Origin of the sequence: Solimicrobium silvestre (genome assembly GCF_002976435.1) — a bacterium.
GTDB classification, from domain to species: Bacteria; Pseudomonadota; Gammaproteobacteria; order Burkholderiales; family Burkholderiaceae_D; genus Solimicrobium; species Solimicrobium silvestre.
In genome coordinates this window covers 100,851-118,135 of the sequence record NZ_PUGF01000016.1, presented here as the reverse complement: position 1 = coordinate 118,135, position 17,285 = coordinate 100,851, and the positions used below count along the sequence as shown (strand labels likewise).

13 protein-coding genes are annotated in these 17,285 nt (G+C 43.9%); 8 read left to right on the top strand and 5 right to left on the bottom strand.

Going from position 1 to position 17,285, the window contains the following annotated elements:
• The first annotated feature begins 627 nt into the window (after positions 1-627).
• Complete coding sequence (locus S2091_RS16285; RefSeq protein ID WP_133166929.1) at positions 628-1,890, top strand: hypothetical protein; 1,263 nt, start codon at positions 628-630, stop codon at positions 1,888-1,890.
• A gap of 82 nt (positions 1,891-1,972) precedes the next feature.
• On the opposite strand, the gene S2091_RS16280 is transcribed toward S2091_RS16285, so the two are convergent.
• Positions 1,973-2,233 carry a DUF1249 domain-containing protein gene (locus S2091_RS16280; RefSeq protein WP_279338173.1) on the bottom strand — a complete coding sequence of 87 codons (261 nt, stop codon included), beginning with the start codon at positions 2,231-2,233 and terminating at the stop codon, positions 1,973-1,975.
• 349 nt (positions 2,234-2,582) lie between these two features.
• Between S2091_RS16280 and S2091_RS16275 the strand changes: the two genes are divergently transcribed.
• The 3 genes from S2091_RS16275 to S2091_RS16265 all read left to right on the top strand — a co-directional run bounded on the left by S2091_RS16275 (position 2,583) and on the right by S2091_RS16265 (position 4,942).
• A complete protein-coding gene (locus S2091_RS16275) occupies positions 2,583-3,113 on the top strand; it encodes a hypothetical protein (RefSeq protein ID WP_133166928.1) in 531 nt (176 codons plus the stop codon).
• Between the two features lie 2 nt (positions 3,114-3,115).
• Positions 3,116-4,060 carry a hypothetical protein gene (locus tag S2091_RS16270; protein WP_105533000.1) on the top strand — a complete coding sequence of 315 codons (945 nt, stop codon included), beginning with the start codon at positions 3,116-3,118 and terminating at the stop codon, positions 4,058-4,060.
• An 81-nt stretch (positions 4,061-4,141) separates the two neighbouring features.
• Positions 4,142-4,942, top strand: a complete 801-nt coding sequence (locus tag S2091_RS16265; protein WP_105532999.1) for a DUF2971 domain-containing protein — start codon at positions 4,142-4,144, stop codon at positions 4,940-4,942.
• Between the two features lie 498 nt (positions 4,943-5,440).
• Here the strand turns inward: S2091_RS16265 and S2091_RS16260 are convergent, their stop codons facing one another.
• The 4 genes from S2091_RS16260 to aceE form a co-directional block, all read right to left on the bottom strand.
• On the bottom strand, positions 5,441-5,902 hold the full coding sequence (locus S2091_RS16260) for a hypothetical protein (RefSeq protein WP_243405461.1): 462 nt from the start codon (positions 5,900-5,902) through the stop codon (positions 5,441-5,443).
• 437 nt (positions 5,903-6,339) lie between these two features.
• On the bottom strand, positions 6,340-8,142 hold the full coding sequence (gene lpdA, locus S2091_RS16255) for a dihydrolipoyl dehydrogenase (protein ID WP_105532998.1): 1,803 nt from the start codon (positions 8,140-8,142) through the stop codon (positions 6,340-6,342).
• Between the two features lie 14 nt (positions 8,143-8,156).
• The gene (gene aceF, locus S2091_RS16250; RefSeq protein ID WP_105532997.1) at positions 8,157-9,464 is read right to left on the bottom strand and encodes a dihydrolipoyllysine-residue acetyltransferase; all 1,308 of its coding nucleotides are present in this window, start codon (positions 9,462-9,464) and stop codon (positions 8,157-8,159) included.
• Positions 9,465-9,570: 106 nt separating this feature from the next.
• Positions 9,571-12,282, bottom strand: a complete 2,712-nt coding sequence (gene aceE, locus S2091_RS16245; protein WP_105532996.1) for a pyruvate dehydrogenase (acetyl-transferring), homodimeric type — start codon at positions 12,280-12,282, stop codon at positions 9,571-9,573.
• Positions 12,283-12,989: 707 nt separating this feature from the next.
• Here aceE and folD point away from each other — a divergent pair.
• The 4 genes from folD (at position 12,990) to S2091_RS16225 (ending at position 17,285) form a co-directional block, all read left to right on the top strand.
• Positions 12,990-13,838: a bifunctional methylenetetrahydrofolate dehydrogenase/methenyltetrahydrofolate cyclohydrolase FolD gene (gene folD / locus S2091_RS16240; RefSeq protein ID WP_105532995.1), complete on the top strand. Its 849-nt coding sequence runs from the start codon at positions 12,990-12,992 to the stop codon at positions 13,836-13,838.
• A gap of 8 nt (positions 13,839-13,846) precedes the next feature.
• Positions 13,847-15,886 carry a M3 family metallopeptidase gene (locus S2091_RS16235; protein ID WP_105532994.1) on the top strand — a complete coding sequence of 680 codons (2,040 nt, stop codon included), beginning with the start codon at positions 13,847-13,849 and terminating at the stop codon, positions 15,884-15,886.
• A 351-nt stretch (positions 15,887-16,237) separates the two neighbouring features.
• A complete protein-coding gene (locus S2091_RS16230) occupies positions 16,238-16,831 on the top strand; it encodes a glutaredoxin family protein (RefSeq protein WP_105533014.1) in 594 nt (197 codons plus the stop codon).
• 16 nt (positions 16,832-16,847) lie between these two features.
• Complete coding sequence (locus S2091_RS16225; protein WP_105532993.1) at positions 16,848-17,285, top strand: DNA polymerase III subunit chi; 438 nt, start codon at positions 16,848-16,850, stop codon at positions 17,283-17,285.

The following is a 17,285-nucleotide window of genomic DNA, read 5'->3' as shown; positions in this document are numbered from 1 at the left end:
CTTGAGTTTGACTATGTTTGAAACAACACCTTTAAATCAACTACTTACGCCGCTATCAAATTTATCTGATGGTGAAAATCAACCAGAACAGATGTCTCTCCTATGAGAAACGTTGGGACACTACTGAAAGTCCTTATGTCTAAATATACAAACAAATTCAGAAAATAATATGTGTTATTTATTCGTATCACGTTCCATTGAATCGCCACAATAATCATCAGTTTTCTATCACCTGCGTTACGCCCTCGTTTTACATTGGCTTTCAGCCAATCATCCCTACTTCCGAATTTGTATCTAAAAAACCACCCCTGATTTTAAATATTGGTGGCTTTGTCTGTGAACAACCAATTTTTTACTCAAACGTCTAGCACTGGCGGGTGGTGGTTAATATAAATTTCACAGACAATAAAGTTGCTATTTTTATTTTTTTAAATTAATCTCATCGGTTGAGAAATGGCGGCTAAATGAGGCTAAGAGTCGAACAGGGTGTTTGAGTGACTGGCTCTTTCCTGCACTTTGCGGATGTTCGACGGATTATCCTAAATTTGCAATTTGAGAATGATCCATTAAAGCCGTGGCGATTAGGTTCGCATTTATAAAATATTAAAATTGAGGTTAGACACCAAAGTGAATTCAAAAATTACGCTCGGAGATTTTTTATTAAGAAATAATATCTTGAGGGAGGAGTGGTTAGAATCAAAGCTTAATTGGGATACCTTGTTAAATATTGGAATGCATCATGAAACACAAATTAGCACCTTAGAAGATCATGCGAAAATTTTGGCCAATGCGATCCAAAAATTTGCTCTCGTACATTCGGTCAAATGGCGAGTAAAAAATACTGAACATCTACTAGTAAAAATAATCCGTAAATGTGCAAAGAACGAGCCAAAATATTCAGCAATTTCAGTTGCTAATTATGCTGAAATAGTTATGGATTTGATCGGCATCCGGGTAATACATTTATTTAAAAGTGATTTTTTCAATGTTGACCAATCAATACGTAATCATTTCAGTTTAAGTGAAACAGCGATTACCTATTATCGAGAAGGTGACGATAAAAATTATTTGGAAAATTTCAAGACTCCAAATTTTGAACTAAAAATACACCCGGTAGGATATAGGTCTATCCATTACGTCATAAAAGAGACTGTTCTTAAGAAATTGTTTTTTGCTGAGATTCAAGTTCGAACAATATTCGAAGAAGGATGGAGTGAAATTGACCATAAGATCCGCTATCCTAATCACACAGATAATAAATATCTTCAATATTTTTTAGCGATGTTTAATAGAATGGCTGGAAGTGCGGATGAAATGGGGGAGTTTGTTAAAGGACTTGAAGCAGAATTTACTAGACAGAAACAAGAAATTGACGAAGCTAGCAAAGCACAAAATTCAACGCTTGAAAAAGTTGAGCGAATGGTAGAGGAACTTCAGAAGCACAAAGAAAAAAATGCAAAATCAAATAAGCAAGTTGAAAACTTGCAGGCGGAAATTAAAAAATTACGGGGAGAACAAAATCTAAGTATTGCAATCTCAAATAATTTCTACACAGGCCAAATCAGCGAAGTTGGAAAATCAATAAGAACGGGAATTAATTTTGATCACGGCCTACACAACGCTCACAATATTTCGAAACCTTTATTTGAAATCGCAGGACGTTCTGAGTCGGTGATAACGGCCTCACGTCTTATAAGTACAGGATTACCGGCCACTGTTAGTACGACGACTAACAAAATTAATTTTCCATGGGAATCGACTCCTTTGACCACTGCGAATCCATTCGTTAGAACTTCTGGATTATTGAATCCCGTAATTACAACTGCTACGGATTTAGAACATATTACCAACTTAACAAATTCGGATAAGTTTGGAAAAAAGCCTTGGTAATGGTTCGGAGTTAGCCTAATGTCTCATTCTTTAAGGCCCTGTGTTCAAGTGTTGAACTAATTCAACACTTGAACGTAACTTGTTAATTTTCAGATTCGTTTTTGCCGATTTGATGACCTTGGTTTTTAATATTAGTTAACCACTGGCTTAAAAATGAATTTAGTTCTTTTTTTGTTGAAGGACTGACCAAAGACATGTCATCGCTATACACTTTCCGAAATCCAAAACAATCTTGGTACGTCATGACCTCAACCATTTCCGCTTCGGGATAAACAGCAATCACCATATCAGGATCGGCAATCATGTCGCCGGATGGGTGCTTGTAATAATGACTGAGAGCGATGAGTAATTTTTTAGATTACTTACTGAGGATGTCGACATTCAATGGCATGAAACCAGGTGCATGTAATTTTTCGGCTGTGTTTATCTCAAACAAAGTAGGAATTATTTTCAACAGAAGCTGGTAGTTTTTTTCGAAGATTGTCATGCTGCGCTTTAAAAGTTGTTTTCAATGCGGGGACTATCCAACGAGTTTTATTGAAGGACAACTGGTTAAATTAAAAACGTAATCACAATTCATTATCATATTTTTTTGTTGCGCTCATGGTTTAATGAATCTCTAATATTAAAATTCATTCGGAATTTATATGCCTTGTCCAAAGCCAGAAATTTATTGCAACCTCTTCGGTTGTATGACTCAAGCAGAATGGTTACAGAGCATTGGATATGGAATTGCCACTGTTGTAGCTGGCTTCTCAATTTGGAGTTACTTCTATTCGCAGAAAAAACAAAGAGAACTCGATATGGTCAAATTCTCGATTGAATTGCACAGAAGGCTATTTGACGATGAAGATCTAAAAGAAATATTGAACTTAATCGATGGCACTATATTGGAACAAGCGTCCCTTGAAGAATTTAAAATGGGGAGTAAGAAAAGGAAATTCATTACTTTTTTTGAGGAGATGAGTTTACTGGTTCGAGCTAAATTTATATCTGAAGATTTTGCTCTGTATATGTTTGGATATTATGCAATGCAAGCCAAAGATAATAAACACTTTATGAACGATGACATGAGTGATGAGCGGGTTGACTTTGGAATATTTTTTGATTTTGCAGAATCATACCGAGCAAAAGAAAGTACATTAAATCCGTCTAAAATTTTAATTACACATCCTTCTTTGATCACAAAATTAAAAAACCGCCTCAATCCTTTTGGGAATTAAAAATGGCTGCAAAAATGAAGTTTTCCTTTAATTTGTTAGGAGCTCCAATTACTCTTGATGATGCCAAATTTGCACCAAAACAAGATTATCGCTGCGAAAAATGTACTGCAACCGTTTTGTACAACGCTGGATCAAATCCTGAACGCTTCGGAAGAAGCGTGAAGGTAGAGCATTATTTCAAACTTAAAAAAGGATTTACTCATGAGGATTTGTGCAAATTTAATATTCTCGGGCAAGTAAAAATTATTGCAAAGGAATCTGACAAGAACTTCATAAAACAGCTTAAAGATGGGCAGTATGAATTACGGCTTTTATTACCTTCTGAAGGCAATTCCTCTAACCAAGTAAACGCTGCGAGAAAAGAAAACGATCATGATAATGATACGAAAAATTCAGCGACAACATCATACGTGTCGAGTGGAAATTTAAACTCATATCTAAATACAGCCGCTGCGGTATTAAAACTTAGGGCATTTTGCGAAGAGCATTCTGAAGTTGAAAATCATCTAACATTGCGCTTCGATACAATTTCAGTTCATTGGAAAGATTTTTATTTTGAAATCGACCACTATAAACGCCTCTACCGCATTCTGAGCAAAGCAACAGTCATATATCCAATTGCGGTTTCAGGTAAGGTAAAAGAAATCAAAAAACTTGAATCTAAAACAAAACTTGGAACTTTTTTTTGGAAAATAGATTTAGATGTTCCATTTGAAAAACCAGATGAAAATGGTACTGTAAAAAAAACTCAGGTTTCAATTTCTACTTCAGAAAGCAGATTAATCGACCAAATTAAGGGAAACGAAGACATTGTTATATTTGGAAAATGGCGGGCTGAAAAAGTTAATTCTCAACCTAACCAGAATAAAGAGTCAAAGGTTAAAACTTGGGAAAACCTCCCACTTAAATTCAATCTAACTCACCAACGTCAGATCATAAAACTTTAATTTCTCAAATTACCGACTTAATTACCATTTACATGATTTGGTTTGAAAATAACTTTTTCGGTACTACCACTCACATCTGACATGACGAACGAAATTAATATTTCCCATATGTTGCCAAAGCTCCTTTACAAGTACCGCAAAGATGATGATCGATCTTGGGACGCGCTTAAAAATTGTAAAATCTATTTCTCAAATCGTAATGGCTTTAACGATCTTCTTGATTCGAGATTGGAATTGGTAACGCCGACAATTCCTGAACTTGAACTGTTAGATTTGCAAAATAGAATTACAGTATTTGGGCAGCGCTCCCAATTTCCGCAATTCGTTATCAAGAAAAAGGTGACTTTAGCAGGACAGAAAATTTTAGATACCTATCGACAGATGGTTGAAAATTTGTTGGATTCCTATCAATTTTATTGTTTATGCGCAATTGGTGACTCGATCGCAATGTGGTCTTACTACGCTGATGATCATAAAGGATTTTGCATTGAATTCAATACCACTGTCATTAGAGGAGACCAAGTTCAGTATAAGATCGGCCAGCCTAAAATTAAATTAATTGACCATCTCAAAAATCAAAATGATCAAGAGATCGGTAAAGCAGTTTGGGAGGGATTGAGAACGAAGGAGTTGAAGTGGGACCATGAAGAAGAATATCGACTTCAACCAAGCAATGAAATGAAAAAATTACACACTAAGGTTAATGCAGATACAAGTTTCGCTATCTATCAACCTGAATGGGTTGAGTCCATTATTTTTGGTTACAAAATGTCAGAAGAACGGAGACAGTTTTTCATTCAAAACTATCCACATAAAGTAAAGTTCAAACATTTCGTAAGAAATGGCATAACTCTAGCTGTTGAAGATCTTCCTCAAGTTTAACAATAGAACCTTGACTAAATTCCCACTCTAAATAACACACCTACATCAAAAGCTTTTTATGACCAAGGTGGGGCGGGAAATGTGTTGGCAGATAACTCGTTGATTATCGTGGAGAATGTGTAACCACAACATACCACCCCGGCGGAGAACCGCATGAACAGTGGTGATTTTTGATGTGGAGAGGATTGGGAAGCTTCTGCTCTACCATTGAGCTACACCCGCGAAACCGCAATTTTACGCGGGTTTCACGTATTTTGACAAACTTGAGCTATGGCCGCTGTGCCCGGAAATGGGATGGCCGCTATTTTCTTGCTGTGCTGGTATTAAACCATGAGAAAAACAAGAATTTAACAAACAAATGCCTCACAAAGGTATTTAAATAACAACTCAAACAAAGGGATTAGCTTTGTGTTTTCTTTGGTAAAACCCGCCGCCAACAGCAGGGGCTTTACTCTACATATCAACAAATCCAGCAAGATATGTTTCCTGCCAGATTATTTAATTGCGTTCGTTATCACGTTCATGGTCACGTTCATGCTCGTGATCGCGATCATGTCCATGGTCACGTTCATGATCGCGGTCGCGTTCACGTTCACGTTCTTCATATTCATGATCATGACCATGGCCGTGTTCACGTGCGTAGTGTGGCGCGTAGGAATTGTTATACCAGTCATTGGTAACGAAATAAACCTGACGATTACATGCATTGTATTCATGACAATATCTGCGCCAATCTCTGTGGTGTTCCTCAGGAACGCGCAAATACATAGGCGGGTAAGCTTCTTGAGTTGGCGCAGCCTGAACAATCACAGGCGCAGAATAAACGACCTGAGGTGGCGGCGCATTTCCAATTTCAATCTGGCCGTAAAAACCAGGTTGACCGATGTTAATCGACACCTGAGCGTGAGCCAGCAGTGGTGCGGCAATCAATGTCATTGATAGCAATAGTCTTTTCATCATAATTATTCTAAAAAAAGGGGGTTAATATTTTGTGGTTTCACAGATTGGGGTAACGATTTATCGGCCCATCATAGCGACCTTAATAAAATCATCATTTCCCGATTGATTTGCTCCACGAATTCATCGGAGACTTGGAGAGCTTCTGCTTTGAGCTACACCCGCGAAGCCCGCATTTTACGCGGGATTATAGGATGCTGGCAAACTTCAAGTGTGGATTGATTAAATCAAAACAATTTAAGAATTACATCAAAGTTTTTGCATTCGCACGTCGACTGCGCCAAATCATGTGCAGATATTGAGTGTACGAATAAAGCAGCAGGGCATCACGAGCAGTGATAGTTTATTGCTTTGCCAGGCAAGCGCAATTTTAATTTACCATTAAAAAAGCCCGATACATAATTTTACGCATCGGGCTTTTAGCGACGCAAATGTTTAAATTACTTTTTACGCATAGGCGGTAAATCAGTACAAACACCTTCAAATACTTCCGCTGCCATACCAATAGATTCACCCAAAGTTGGATGCGGGTGAATAGTTTTTCCAATGTCGACTGCATCTGCGCCCATTTCAATCGCCAGCGCAATTTCACCGATCATGTCGCCCGCGTGCGTGCCGACTATACCGCCGCCAACGATGCGATGAGTTTCCGCATCAAACAGTAATTTAGTGAAACCTTCATCACGTCCGTTAGCCACAGCCCGGCCCGAAGCCGCCCACGGAAACAAGCCTTTTTCCAGCTTGATGCCTTTGGCCTTAGCTTCGTCTTCGGTAATTCCCACCCACGCCACTTCGGGGTCGGTATATGCCACCGATGGAATTACTTTGGCATCAAAATACGCTTTGTGTCCGGCTGCGGCTTCGGCAGCCACGTGCGCTTCATGCACGGCTTTATGAGCCAGCATCGGCTGCCCGACCAAATCACCAATCGCAAAAATGTGCGGCACGTTGGTACGCATTTGTCCGTCTACATTAATGAAGCCGCGCTCGGTGACAGTAACGCCAGCCTTATCAGCTGCGATTTTTTTACCGTTCGGGCTGCGCCCAACCGCGACTAACACCATGTCATACAGTTGCGGTTCTGGTGCCGTAACACCAGCTTCGGCCGCTTCAAAACTGACTTTAATACCTTCCGGCAGAGCTTCTACTGCGACGGTTTTAGTTTTCAGCATGACCTTATCAAAGCGTTTTTCATTAAACTTTTGCCAGACCTTAACCATGTCACGGTCTGCGCCCTGCATCAATCCGTCCATCATTTCCACCACGTCAATCCGTGCGCCTAAAGTGGAATAAACGGTCGCCATTTCCAAACCAATAATACCGCCGCCGATCACCAACATGCGTTTTGGTACGCTACGCAGTTCTAATGCACCGGTTGAATCAACTATGCGTGGGTCTGGTTTAACAAACGGCAAATTCACTACCGACGAGCCGGCAGCAATAATCGCCTGTTTAAACTGAATCGTTTTTTGAGTGCCGTCGGCAGCAGTGATTTGGATATGGTACGGGCTAACGAATTGGCCGACGCCTTGCACCACGTTGACCTTACGCATTTTAGCCATGCCAGCTAAACCGCCGGTCATTTTATTGATGACTTTTTCTTTGTAGTCGCGCAGCTGATCGACGTCGATTTCCGGCTTCCCAAACGTAATACCGTGTTTGGAAATAGCCGCTATTTCATCAATTACCGCAGCAATATGCAACAAGGCTTTGGATGGAATGCAACCGACGTTTAAACACACGCCGCCCAAGGTGGAATAACGCTCGACCAACACCGTGTTCATACCTAAATCTGCCGAACGGAAAGCAGCCGAATAACCGCCAGGACCTGCGCCTAACACCATCATGTCGCATTCAATATCAACTGTGCCGCTGTAAGTACTTGCGATGGCGGGAGCTGTTGCAATTGCTGCGGCTGCAGGTGTAGCAACTGATGCGGTTGCAGCAACCGGTGCAACTGGAGCTGGAGCTGGAGTTGAGGCTGCAACACCGGCATCTGCAGTACCACTCACTTCCAATTCCAGCAGCAAAGAACCTTCCGCTATCTTGTCACCGATCTTAATATTCAACGCCTTCACCACACCCGCATGGCTAGAAGGGATTTCCATACTCGCTTTGTCTGACTCAACGGTGATTAAGGACTGATCCACTTTAACGGTGTCGCCCACCTTCACCAGCAATTCAATAATTTCGACTTCTTTAAAATCGCCAATATCAGGTACTTTTACTTGAATAGTTGTCATCTCTGGCTCCAGAATTAAAGTAAAGTCTTGCGCAGATCAGCCACGACTTCGGCTAAGTACGCGGTGAATCTGGCGGCCATGGCACCATCAATGACGCGATGATCGTAAGACAAGGAGAGTGGCAACATTAAGCGCGGTTCAAATTTGGCGCCGTCCCAAACTGGTTTGATACTCGACTTGGACAACCCCAAAATAGCGACTTCTGGCGCATTAATAATTGGCGTAAATGCCGTGCCGCCGATGCCACCCAACGATGAAATCGTAAAAGTAGCACCCTGCATATCGGCCGGCTTCAACTTACCGTCGCGCGCTTGTGCTGACAATTCACCCATTTCAACAGCAATTTGTGACAGGCTTTTTTGATCGGCATTTTTAATGACCGGAACCATTAAACCATTCGGCGTATCTGCAGCAAAACCGATGTTGTAATACTGCTTCAAAATCAGATTTTCGCCTTTGGCATCCAACGAAGAATTAAACGCGCTGAACTTTTTCAGGGCGGCGACGCTGGCTTTAATCACAAACGCCAACATCGTTAATTTAACGCCCGATTTCGCCATCGCGGTATTGCTGGATTTACGGAATTCTTCCAGGTCGGTAATGTCCGCTTCATCAAACTGCGTAACATGCGGAATCATGACCCAATTGCGATGCAAGTTAGGGCCGCTGAGTTTTTTGATGCGTGATAACGCAACTGTTTCGGTAGCACCGAATTTACTGAAATCCAAGGAAGGCCACGGCAGCAAATTCATACCAGTGCCGCTACCGGCAGCCGGTGCGCTGGCAGCAACCGGTGCTTGCATCACGCCTTTAACAAAATTTTGTACGTCTGAAGTAAGAATGCGCGACTTAGGGCCAGTACCAGCTACACGACTTAAATCCACACCTAATTCACGAGCAAATTTGCGGATGGAAGGTGACGCATGAGCTTTATTACCAGAACTCTGCGGCGCTGCTTCAGCGATGGGAGCTGGCGTTGGTGCTGGTGCTGGTGCCGGGGCTTGAGCTGCAACTGGCGCGGGAGCCGCAACTGCGGCTGGCGAAGAAGTAGGTACAGGAGTCGCTGCAGGTACGGCCGCAGTTTCGCTAACTTCCAGCATCAACACCAGCGAGTCTTTAGCAACTTTATCGCCCATTTTCACTTTGATTTCTTTAACCACGCCCGCATGGCTGGAAGGAATTTCCATGCTGGCTTTATCCGACTCAACAGTGAGTAAGGATTGATCCACTTTAATGGTGTCGCCCACTTTAACCATTAATTCAATGATTTCTACCTCTTTAAAGTCACCAATATCCGGGACTTTGATTTCAATTGTACTCATCGCTATAGCTCCATTTAGCTCTGTTATGCTCAGTTAAGCTCCGCCCGCTTTCCGGTTAGGGAAAGCGTGTGTTTGTCGTCGTAGATGGTTAGATATGTGTTGAATCTTACACAGTCACCGGATTTGGTTTTTCAGCATTAATACCGTATTTGCTAATCGCTTGCGAAACCACCGACGCAGAAATAACGCCTTCGTCCGCTAACGATTTCAACGCAGCAATCACAACAAAATAACGATTCACTTCAAAGAATTCACGCAATTTTGCACGACTATCGGAGCGGCCGAAACCATCGGTTCCCAGTACTTTATAACGACGTCCAGCTGGAATAAAGCCACGAATCTGTTCGGCAAAGGTACGCATATAATCGGTTGCGACCACGATCGGGCCTTCGGTGTTTTGCAGGCATTCAGTCACATACGCAACTTTAGGAGTATCGCTTGGATGCAACATATTCCAACGTTCCACATCTTGACCATCACGCGCCAACAAGGTGAAGGATGGTGCAGACCAAACGTCGGCTGAAATACCCCAATCCGCCTGCAACAATTCAGCGCCAAAAATCACTTCACGCAAGATTGTGCCGGAACCCATCAACTGCACACGATGTTTGCTCTGGGTCGGGTTTTTATTCAGCAAATACAAACCTTTGATAATGCCTTGTTCCTGACCTTCTTTAATACCAGGATGACTGTAGTTTTCATTCATCAGGGTGATGTAATAAAACACGTCTTCTTGATTAGTAATCATACGGCGCAGGCCGTCATGAATAATTACCGCAACTTCATGCGCAAAAGTCGGATCGTACGGTACGCAGTTAGGAATCGTAGATGCCAGCACGTGGCTGTGGCCATCTTCATGCTGCAAACCTTCACCGTTCAACGTGGTACGACCAGCTGTGCCACCGATTAAGAAACCGCGTGAGCGCATGTCGCCCGCAGCCCAAGCCAAATCACCGATGCGCTGCAAACCGAACATTGAGTAATAGGTATAAAACGGAATCATGACGCGGTTATTGGTCGAGTAAGAAGTTGCCGCAGCAATCCATGAACTCATACCACCGGCTTCGTTAATACCTTCTTGCAAAATCTGACCGGCTTTATCTTCGCGGTAGTACATGACCTGATCTTTATCAACCGGTTCATACAACTGACCAACTTGACTAAAAATACCAATTTGACGGAACAAACCTTCCATACCAAACGTGCGCGATTCATCGACCATAATCGGCACAATCCGCTGACCTAAACTAGCGTCACGCAACAAGGCCGTAAGAATCCGCACATAGGCGGCAGTGGTAGAAATTTCACGCCCTTCGGCAGTTGGTTCCAGCACCGCTTTAAAAGCGGAAAGCTCAGGTACGATTAACACTTCATCGGCTTTTTGACGACGTTGCGGCAAGTAACCGCCCAAGGCTTTACGGCGCGCTTGCAGATACTGCATTTCCGGCGTGTCGTCAGCTGGTTTATAGAACGGGATAGCTGCCAACTCTGAATCAGCGATAGGTAACTGGAAGCGGTCACGCATCGCCTTGATGGCTTCGTCATCGAGTTTTTTGGTGTTGTGCGCGGTATTGCGCGCCTCACCGGACTTACCGAAACCGTAGCCTTTAATACTTTTCACCAGCAATACAGTCGGCTGGCCTTTGTGTTCTTGCGCGACTTTAAATGCGGCGTAGATTTTGTGTGGATCGTGACCGCCGCGCGTCAGGCGCCAAATGTCATCGTCCGACATCTTACTGACCATCTCCAGCAACTTAGGATGTTTACCGAAGAAGTTAGCACGTACAAATGCGCCGTCTTTGGCTTTGTAGTTCTGATATTCACCATCCACGGTTTCCATCATCACGCGCTGCAAAATACCTTCTTTGTCTTTTGCCAGCAACTCATCCCAGCCTTCGCCCCAAATAACTTTGACGACATTCCAACCGGCACCACGGAAATCCGATTCCAGCTCTTGAATAATTTTACCGTTGCCGCGCACCGGGCCATCCAAGCGTTGCAGATTACAGTTGACCAGCATTACCAAATTATCTAATTTTTCACGGCCAGCCATGCCGATCGCGCCCATCGATTCCGGCTCATCCATTTCGCCATCGCCGCAGAATGCCCACACTTTACGGTTAGCTGTGTCAGCAATACTACGTGCGTGTAAATACTTTAAAAAACGTGCTTGATAGATCGCCATCAAAGGGCCGAGGCCCATCGAAACGGTAGGGAATTGCCAGAAATCCGGCATTAATTTTGGATGGGGATACGACGACAAACCATTGCCATCAACTTCACGACGGTAATGCAATAATTGTTCTTCAGTCAGACGGCCTTCAAGATAAGCGCGGGCATAAATGCCGGGCGATGAGTGACCTTGAATATAGAGTAAATCGCCACCGTGATCTTCGGTTGGCGCGTGCCAGAAATGGTTAAAGCCGATGCCAAGCATGTTGGCGAGTGAGGCAAAGCTGGATAAATGACCGCCTAAATCGCCGTCAACCCGATTCGCTTTAACGACCATTGCCATCGCGTTCCAGCGCATCATCGAGCGCAGTTTTTCTTCAATGATCAAATCCCCCGGGCAATGTTCGCCCATGTCGGCAGGAATAGTATTAACGTAAGCGGTGTTGCTGGAGAACGGGATATGCGCACCGCGACGGCGGGCTAAATCGACCATGCGTTCCATCAAATAATGAGCGCGTTCGGGACCTTCATTTTCAATCACGGATTCCAGAGCATCTAACCACTCTTGTGTTTCCATTTTATCGGGATCATTTACGGCTTGAGCCAGTACGTGATCTAACTGTGCGTGGTCTAACTGAGCTGACATGCTTTGGTCTCCTTAACACCCAGTCTGGAATCTACTTCGCAGGCTGGATTATTCGTCAAATACATCATTGTTGTGCCACACAATGAGCAATTAAATTGGCAAAATCGGTATGTAATAATTTTAGCAGCGCTAGTTTAGCAGGACTTTTTTACTTTTCAAATAGCGATAATTGATTTCACAATGTGAAATTATATTGCGTCGCAATATTTAAATGCTAAAATTTACTGCTTACCCATACGAAACATTGCAAAAATAATTTTTGCAATGCAGCAATATCTTAAGTATTACAACAATATTACTTAAAATAAAAATAAATGCGCGATATAAACCAAATTTTGGGCACTCAATTTCCGTCCAAATAGTTCATATTTCACTATTTATATACAGGGGCATATTCTTTGAAATATCGCCATACTAATAAACAAACACATGGATCAATTAATATACTACCTACAAATTACTTTACATGGCGTGAAAACCCATTGGATACGTTAAATATTAAAAAAAATAAAGGGGGTATGTAATTTCGCCTTAATTGCTCCATTTTTAAACCATTCCACGCCCATAAATCAAGACTTTCAATAGAGTAGCAGCAACATCAGCTTATAATTCGGCATTCCCCAATTTTTTGCACAAAAACTGCATTTCAATCAAATGCAGCATATGCGAACTATTGCAAACCATTACAAACTATTTTTAAGGCTATCATGACTGCGCAATTAATCGACGGCGTTCAACTTTCCAAACACATCCGTGCCGAAGTAACACAACGTGCCGCAGCGCTCACTAGCGCAGGCAAACAACCCGGCTTAGTAGTAATTCTGGTCGGCGAAAATCCGGCCTCACAAGTTTATGTACGTAATAAAGTTAAAGCCTGCGAAGATTGCGGCATTTATTCCGTGCTAGAAAAACATCCAGCTGAACTCAGTGAAGCGGCATTATTAGAACGGATTAGCGCACTCAATGCCGACCCAAAAATTAACGGCATCCTGGTGCAATTGCCTTTACCAGCTCATATCGATACACACAAAGTATTAGAAGCAATTGCGCTAGAAAAAGACGTGGATGGTTTCCACATCCACAATGCTGGTCTTTTAATGACCGGCCAACCGCTGTTTCGTCCTTGTACGCCGTATGGCGTCATGAAAATGCTGGAAGCGATTAGCTACCCGGTACGCGGCGCGCACGCAGTCATTGTCGGCGCATCAAACATTGTCGGCAAACCGCAAGCCATGTTGCTCTTGCAAGCCGGCGCTACCGTCACCATCTGCAACTCGAAAACCCGCGACCTTGGGTTGCATACCCGCATGGCCGATATTTTAGTGGTTGCAACCGGCAAACGTAATCTAGTTACCGCTGAGATGGTTAAACCCGGCGCTGTTGTGATTGACGTAGGCATGAATCGCGATGACGCCGGCAAACTGTGTGGCGATGTAGATTTTGCCGGAGCCAAAGAAGTCGCGGGTTATATTACCCCGGTGCCGGGCGGCGTCGGTCCGATGACGATTACGATGTTATTAGTGAATACCATCGAAGCGGCTGAACGAACTCTTTGAAAGTAATAATGACCAATCCGAACACCAATCCTTTAGTCGATTTTACCGACCTGCCGCGTTTTGATGCAATTACCGCCGACGATGTCGCACCCGCCATCACAGCGCTGTTGGAGCAATGCAAAGCGGTGGTCACCCAGATAGAAAATGACCCGGTAAGTGCAACGTGGGAAAACGTAGTTGAGCCGTTAGAAAACGCCACCGAAAAATTGAGCCGCGCTTGGGGCATCATCAGCCATTTACATGGCGTGTGCGATACGCCGGAGCTACGCGCCGCGTACAATGAAAACCAACCGCTCATCACCGAATTTTTTACTGCATTGGGACAAAATTTGGTGCTATTTAAAAAATATCAGGCCTTGCACGACGGCCCAGAATTTACGGCATATTCTGTGCCACGTAAAAAAATCATTCAAAACGCGATTCGTGATTTCAAACTTTCCGGCGCTGAATTAGCTGCTGACAAAAAACTGCGCTATGCAGAAATCCAAGAACAGGTTGCCGCACTTTCCACCAAGTTTTCCGAGAATATTTTAGACGCGACCAATCATTATTCGCTACACATAGATAACGCCGAGGCACTGGCCGGTTTACCTGAAGATGCGCTGTTGGCGGCACGTACCAAAGCCGAACAGGCGGAACAATCCGGCTATTTATTCGGATTGCAATTCCCGTCTTTTTACCCGGTTTTGCAATACGCGAATGACCGCGCCTTGCGCGCCACCATTTACCGCGCCAACACCACCAAAGCATCCGACTTGGGCGAAAACCCAGAATGGGATAATACCGAGCTGATGCAGCAAATTTTAGCGCTGCGCAATGAAGAAGCGCACCTGCTCGGTTATGCCAATTTTGCACAAGTGTCATTAGTTGCAAAAATGGCGGAAAGCACTGAACAAGTCAGCCAGTTTTTGCTAGATTTAGCTGCCCGTGCGCAACCGTTTGCGGTAAAAGATTTAGAAGAGTTACGCCACTTTGCCAAAGAAACCTTAGGCTTAGACGACTTGCAGGCACATGACATTGCCTACGCTTCAGAAAAATTACGCGAACAACGCTATGCGTTTTCCGAACAAGAAGTAAAACAATACTTCCCAGAACCGCAAGTAATTCAAGGCTTATTCAGCATTACAAATACGCTGTATGGTGTTGATATCAAACCCGACCAGGCCAGCACCTGGCACCCCGATGTCAAGTTCTTCCGCATTGAAAAAAACGGGCAACTTATTGGCCAATTCTATTTGGATTTATATGCCCGCGACGGCAAACAAGGCGGCGCATGGATGGATGACGCACGTGGTCGGCGCAGCACCGCAGACGGAATTCAAACCCCGGTAGCCTACCTAACCTGCAACTTCACCGCGCCGGCCGCCAATGCGCCCGCTTATTTCACCCACGATGAAGTCATCACCTTATTCCATGAATTCGGTCACGGCCTGCACCACATGCTGACCCAGGTTGATGAACTTGGCGTATCCGGTCTGTCCGGCGTGGAATGGGATGCAGTCGAGCTTCCTTCGCAATTTATGGAAAATTTTTGCTGGGAATGGGAAGTTTTACAACAAATGAGCGCCCATTCCGATACCGGACAACCATTACCACGCGCTTTGTATGACAAAATGCTGGCAGCGAAAAATTTCCAATCTGGACTACAAACCTTGCGCCAAGTTGAATTATCCCTGTTCGATATGCGCCTGCACGACGGCTACTTAGAACAACATCAACTGTCGGTACAAGCGTTATTAAACCAGATCAGAGCGCAAATTTCCGTCATGAAAACACCTGAATTTAACCGTTTTCAACACGCATTTAGCCATATTTTTGCAGGCGGCTATGCTGCCGGATATTTTAGCTACAAATGGGCCGAAGTTTTATCAGCAGACGCCTACGCTGCCTTCGAAGAAGCTGGTAACAATGCCGAGATAGGCATAAAATTTCAAAAAGAAATACTGGCAGTGGGCGGTTCACGTACAGCCTTGGAATCGTTTATAGCCTTCCGCGGCCGAGCACCTGAAATTGATGCATTGCTACGGCATAGTGGGATGAAGTCGTAGTTGCCCGATCTGAGCTATTTGCAGGCACGGTACTGATCGCAATTTGTATGTGTTGCAGTTGTAGTTGTTTTTGATTTACCTCCCATTCTGACGCTGCCGGTTAATTGGCTGAAAAATGGATCAGAAAGGTTCGCTGTTTGAGCGCAGCGAGTTTCGAACTTTTCCCATTTTTCAGCCAATTAACCGGGAATTCAGCGGCAGTGGGTCGCCTTTTTTGGCTTACACTTTTTTGGCGAAGCAAAAAAGGTAAGTAGCTGTCGGGCTACCCCCGACCCGCAGCCTTAAATTTGTCGTATCGGCTGATTAATTTAAAACGATCTAACATCAGTAAATATGAAAGCGAAAACTACAATGACATCCAAATTATTGTTATCCCTACTGTTGCTAACCCTCAGCCTCACAGCCCAAGCACAACTATACAAATGGGTAGGCCCCGACGGCAAAGTCAACTACAGCGATACCCCACCACCCAAATCCGTCACCAAAGTCGAAACCAAATCATTCTCAGACTCCGACTCCGGCGTAGCGTTACCATTTGAACTGGCGCAAGCAGCCAAAAATATGCCTGTCACATTGTACAGCGCAGATAAATGCATCCCCTGCGATGACAGTAGAAGCTATTTAAAACAAAGCGGCATTCCATTTTCTGAAAAAACCGTCAGTTCAAATGAAGATCTCGCCAAATTAAAACAGCTAAGTGGTGATTTTCAATTACCGTTGTTGACCATAGGCAGAAGCAAACTCAAAGGATTCAACATCGCCGTCTGGCACACCAACTTAACGCAAGCGGGCTACCCGGACTCAAACAAACTTCCGCCAGAATACCAATTCCCAACACCACAGCCACTCACATCGGTTGCAGTTACGCCTAAACAAACCGATACCAGCGTCAAACCTGGTCAACCCGAACCGCCAGCGCGTGACCCTAACGGCTTTCAATTTTAGAGTGTAAATTTTATCCATGACACGCATCGATTTTCATAGCAATGTCAGCAATCAGCTTGATTACGCTTGCCGCTTAGTTCGCAAGGCATTGGCAGCAAAATGCCATCTCGTGGTGCGGCATCAGAATAAAGAACAACTGGCTCAATTTAATCAATTACTTTGGGAATTTTCAGCCACCGATTTTTTACCACATGTCGCCATTCACGAAGGCCCTCATCCACTTACGCAGCACACACCCGTGCTGCTTAGTTTAGATGCCGAAAGTGACATCCCTGAATCCACACACATGCAAATCTTGCTGAATTTAAGCGACCAGGTACCGACAGATTTTGCGCGCTTTGAGCGCTTGATTGAAATCGTTCCACAAGCAGCGCAGGCAACTCAGGCTGGCCGCGAGCGCTACCGTTTTTATCAGCAGCAAGGCTACCAACTTAATCACATCCATGCCAAATGA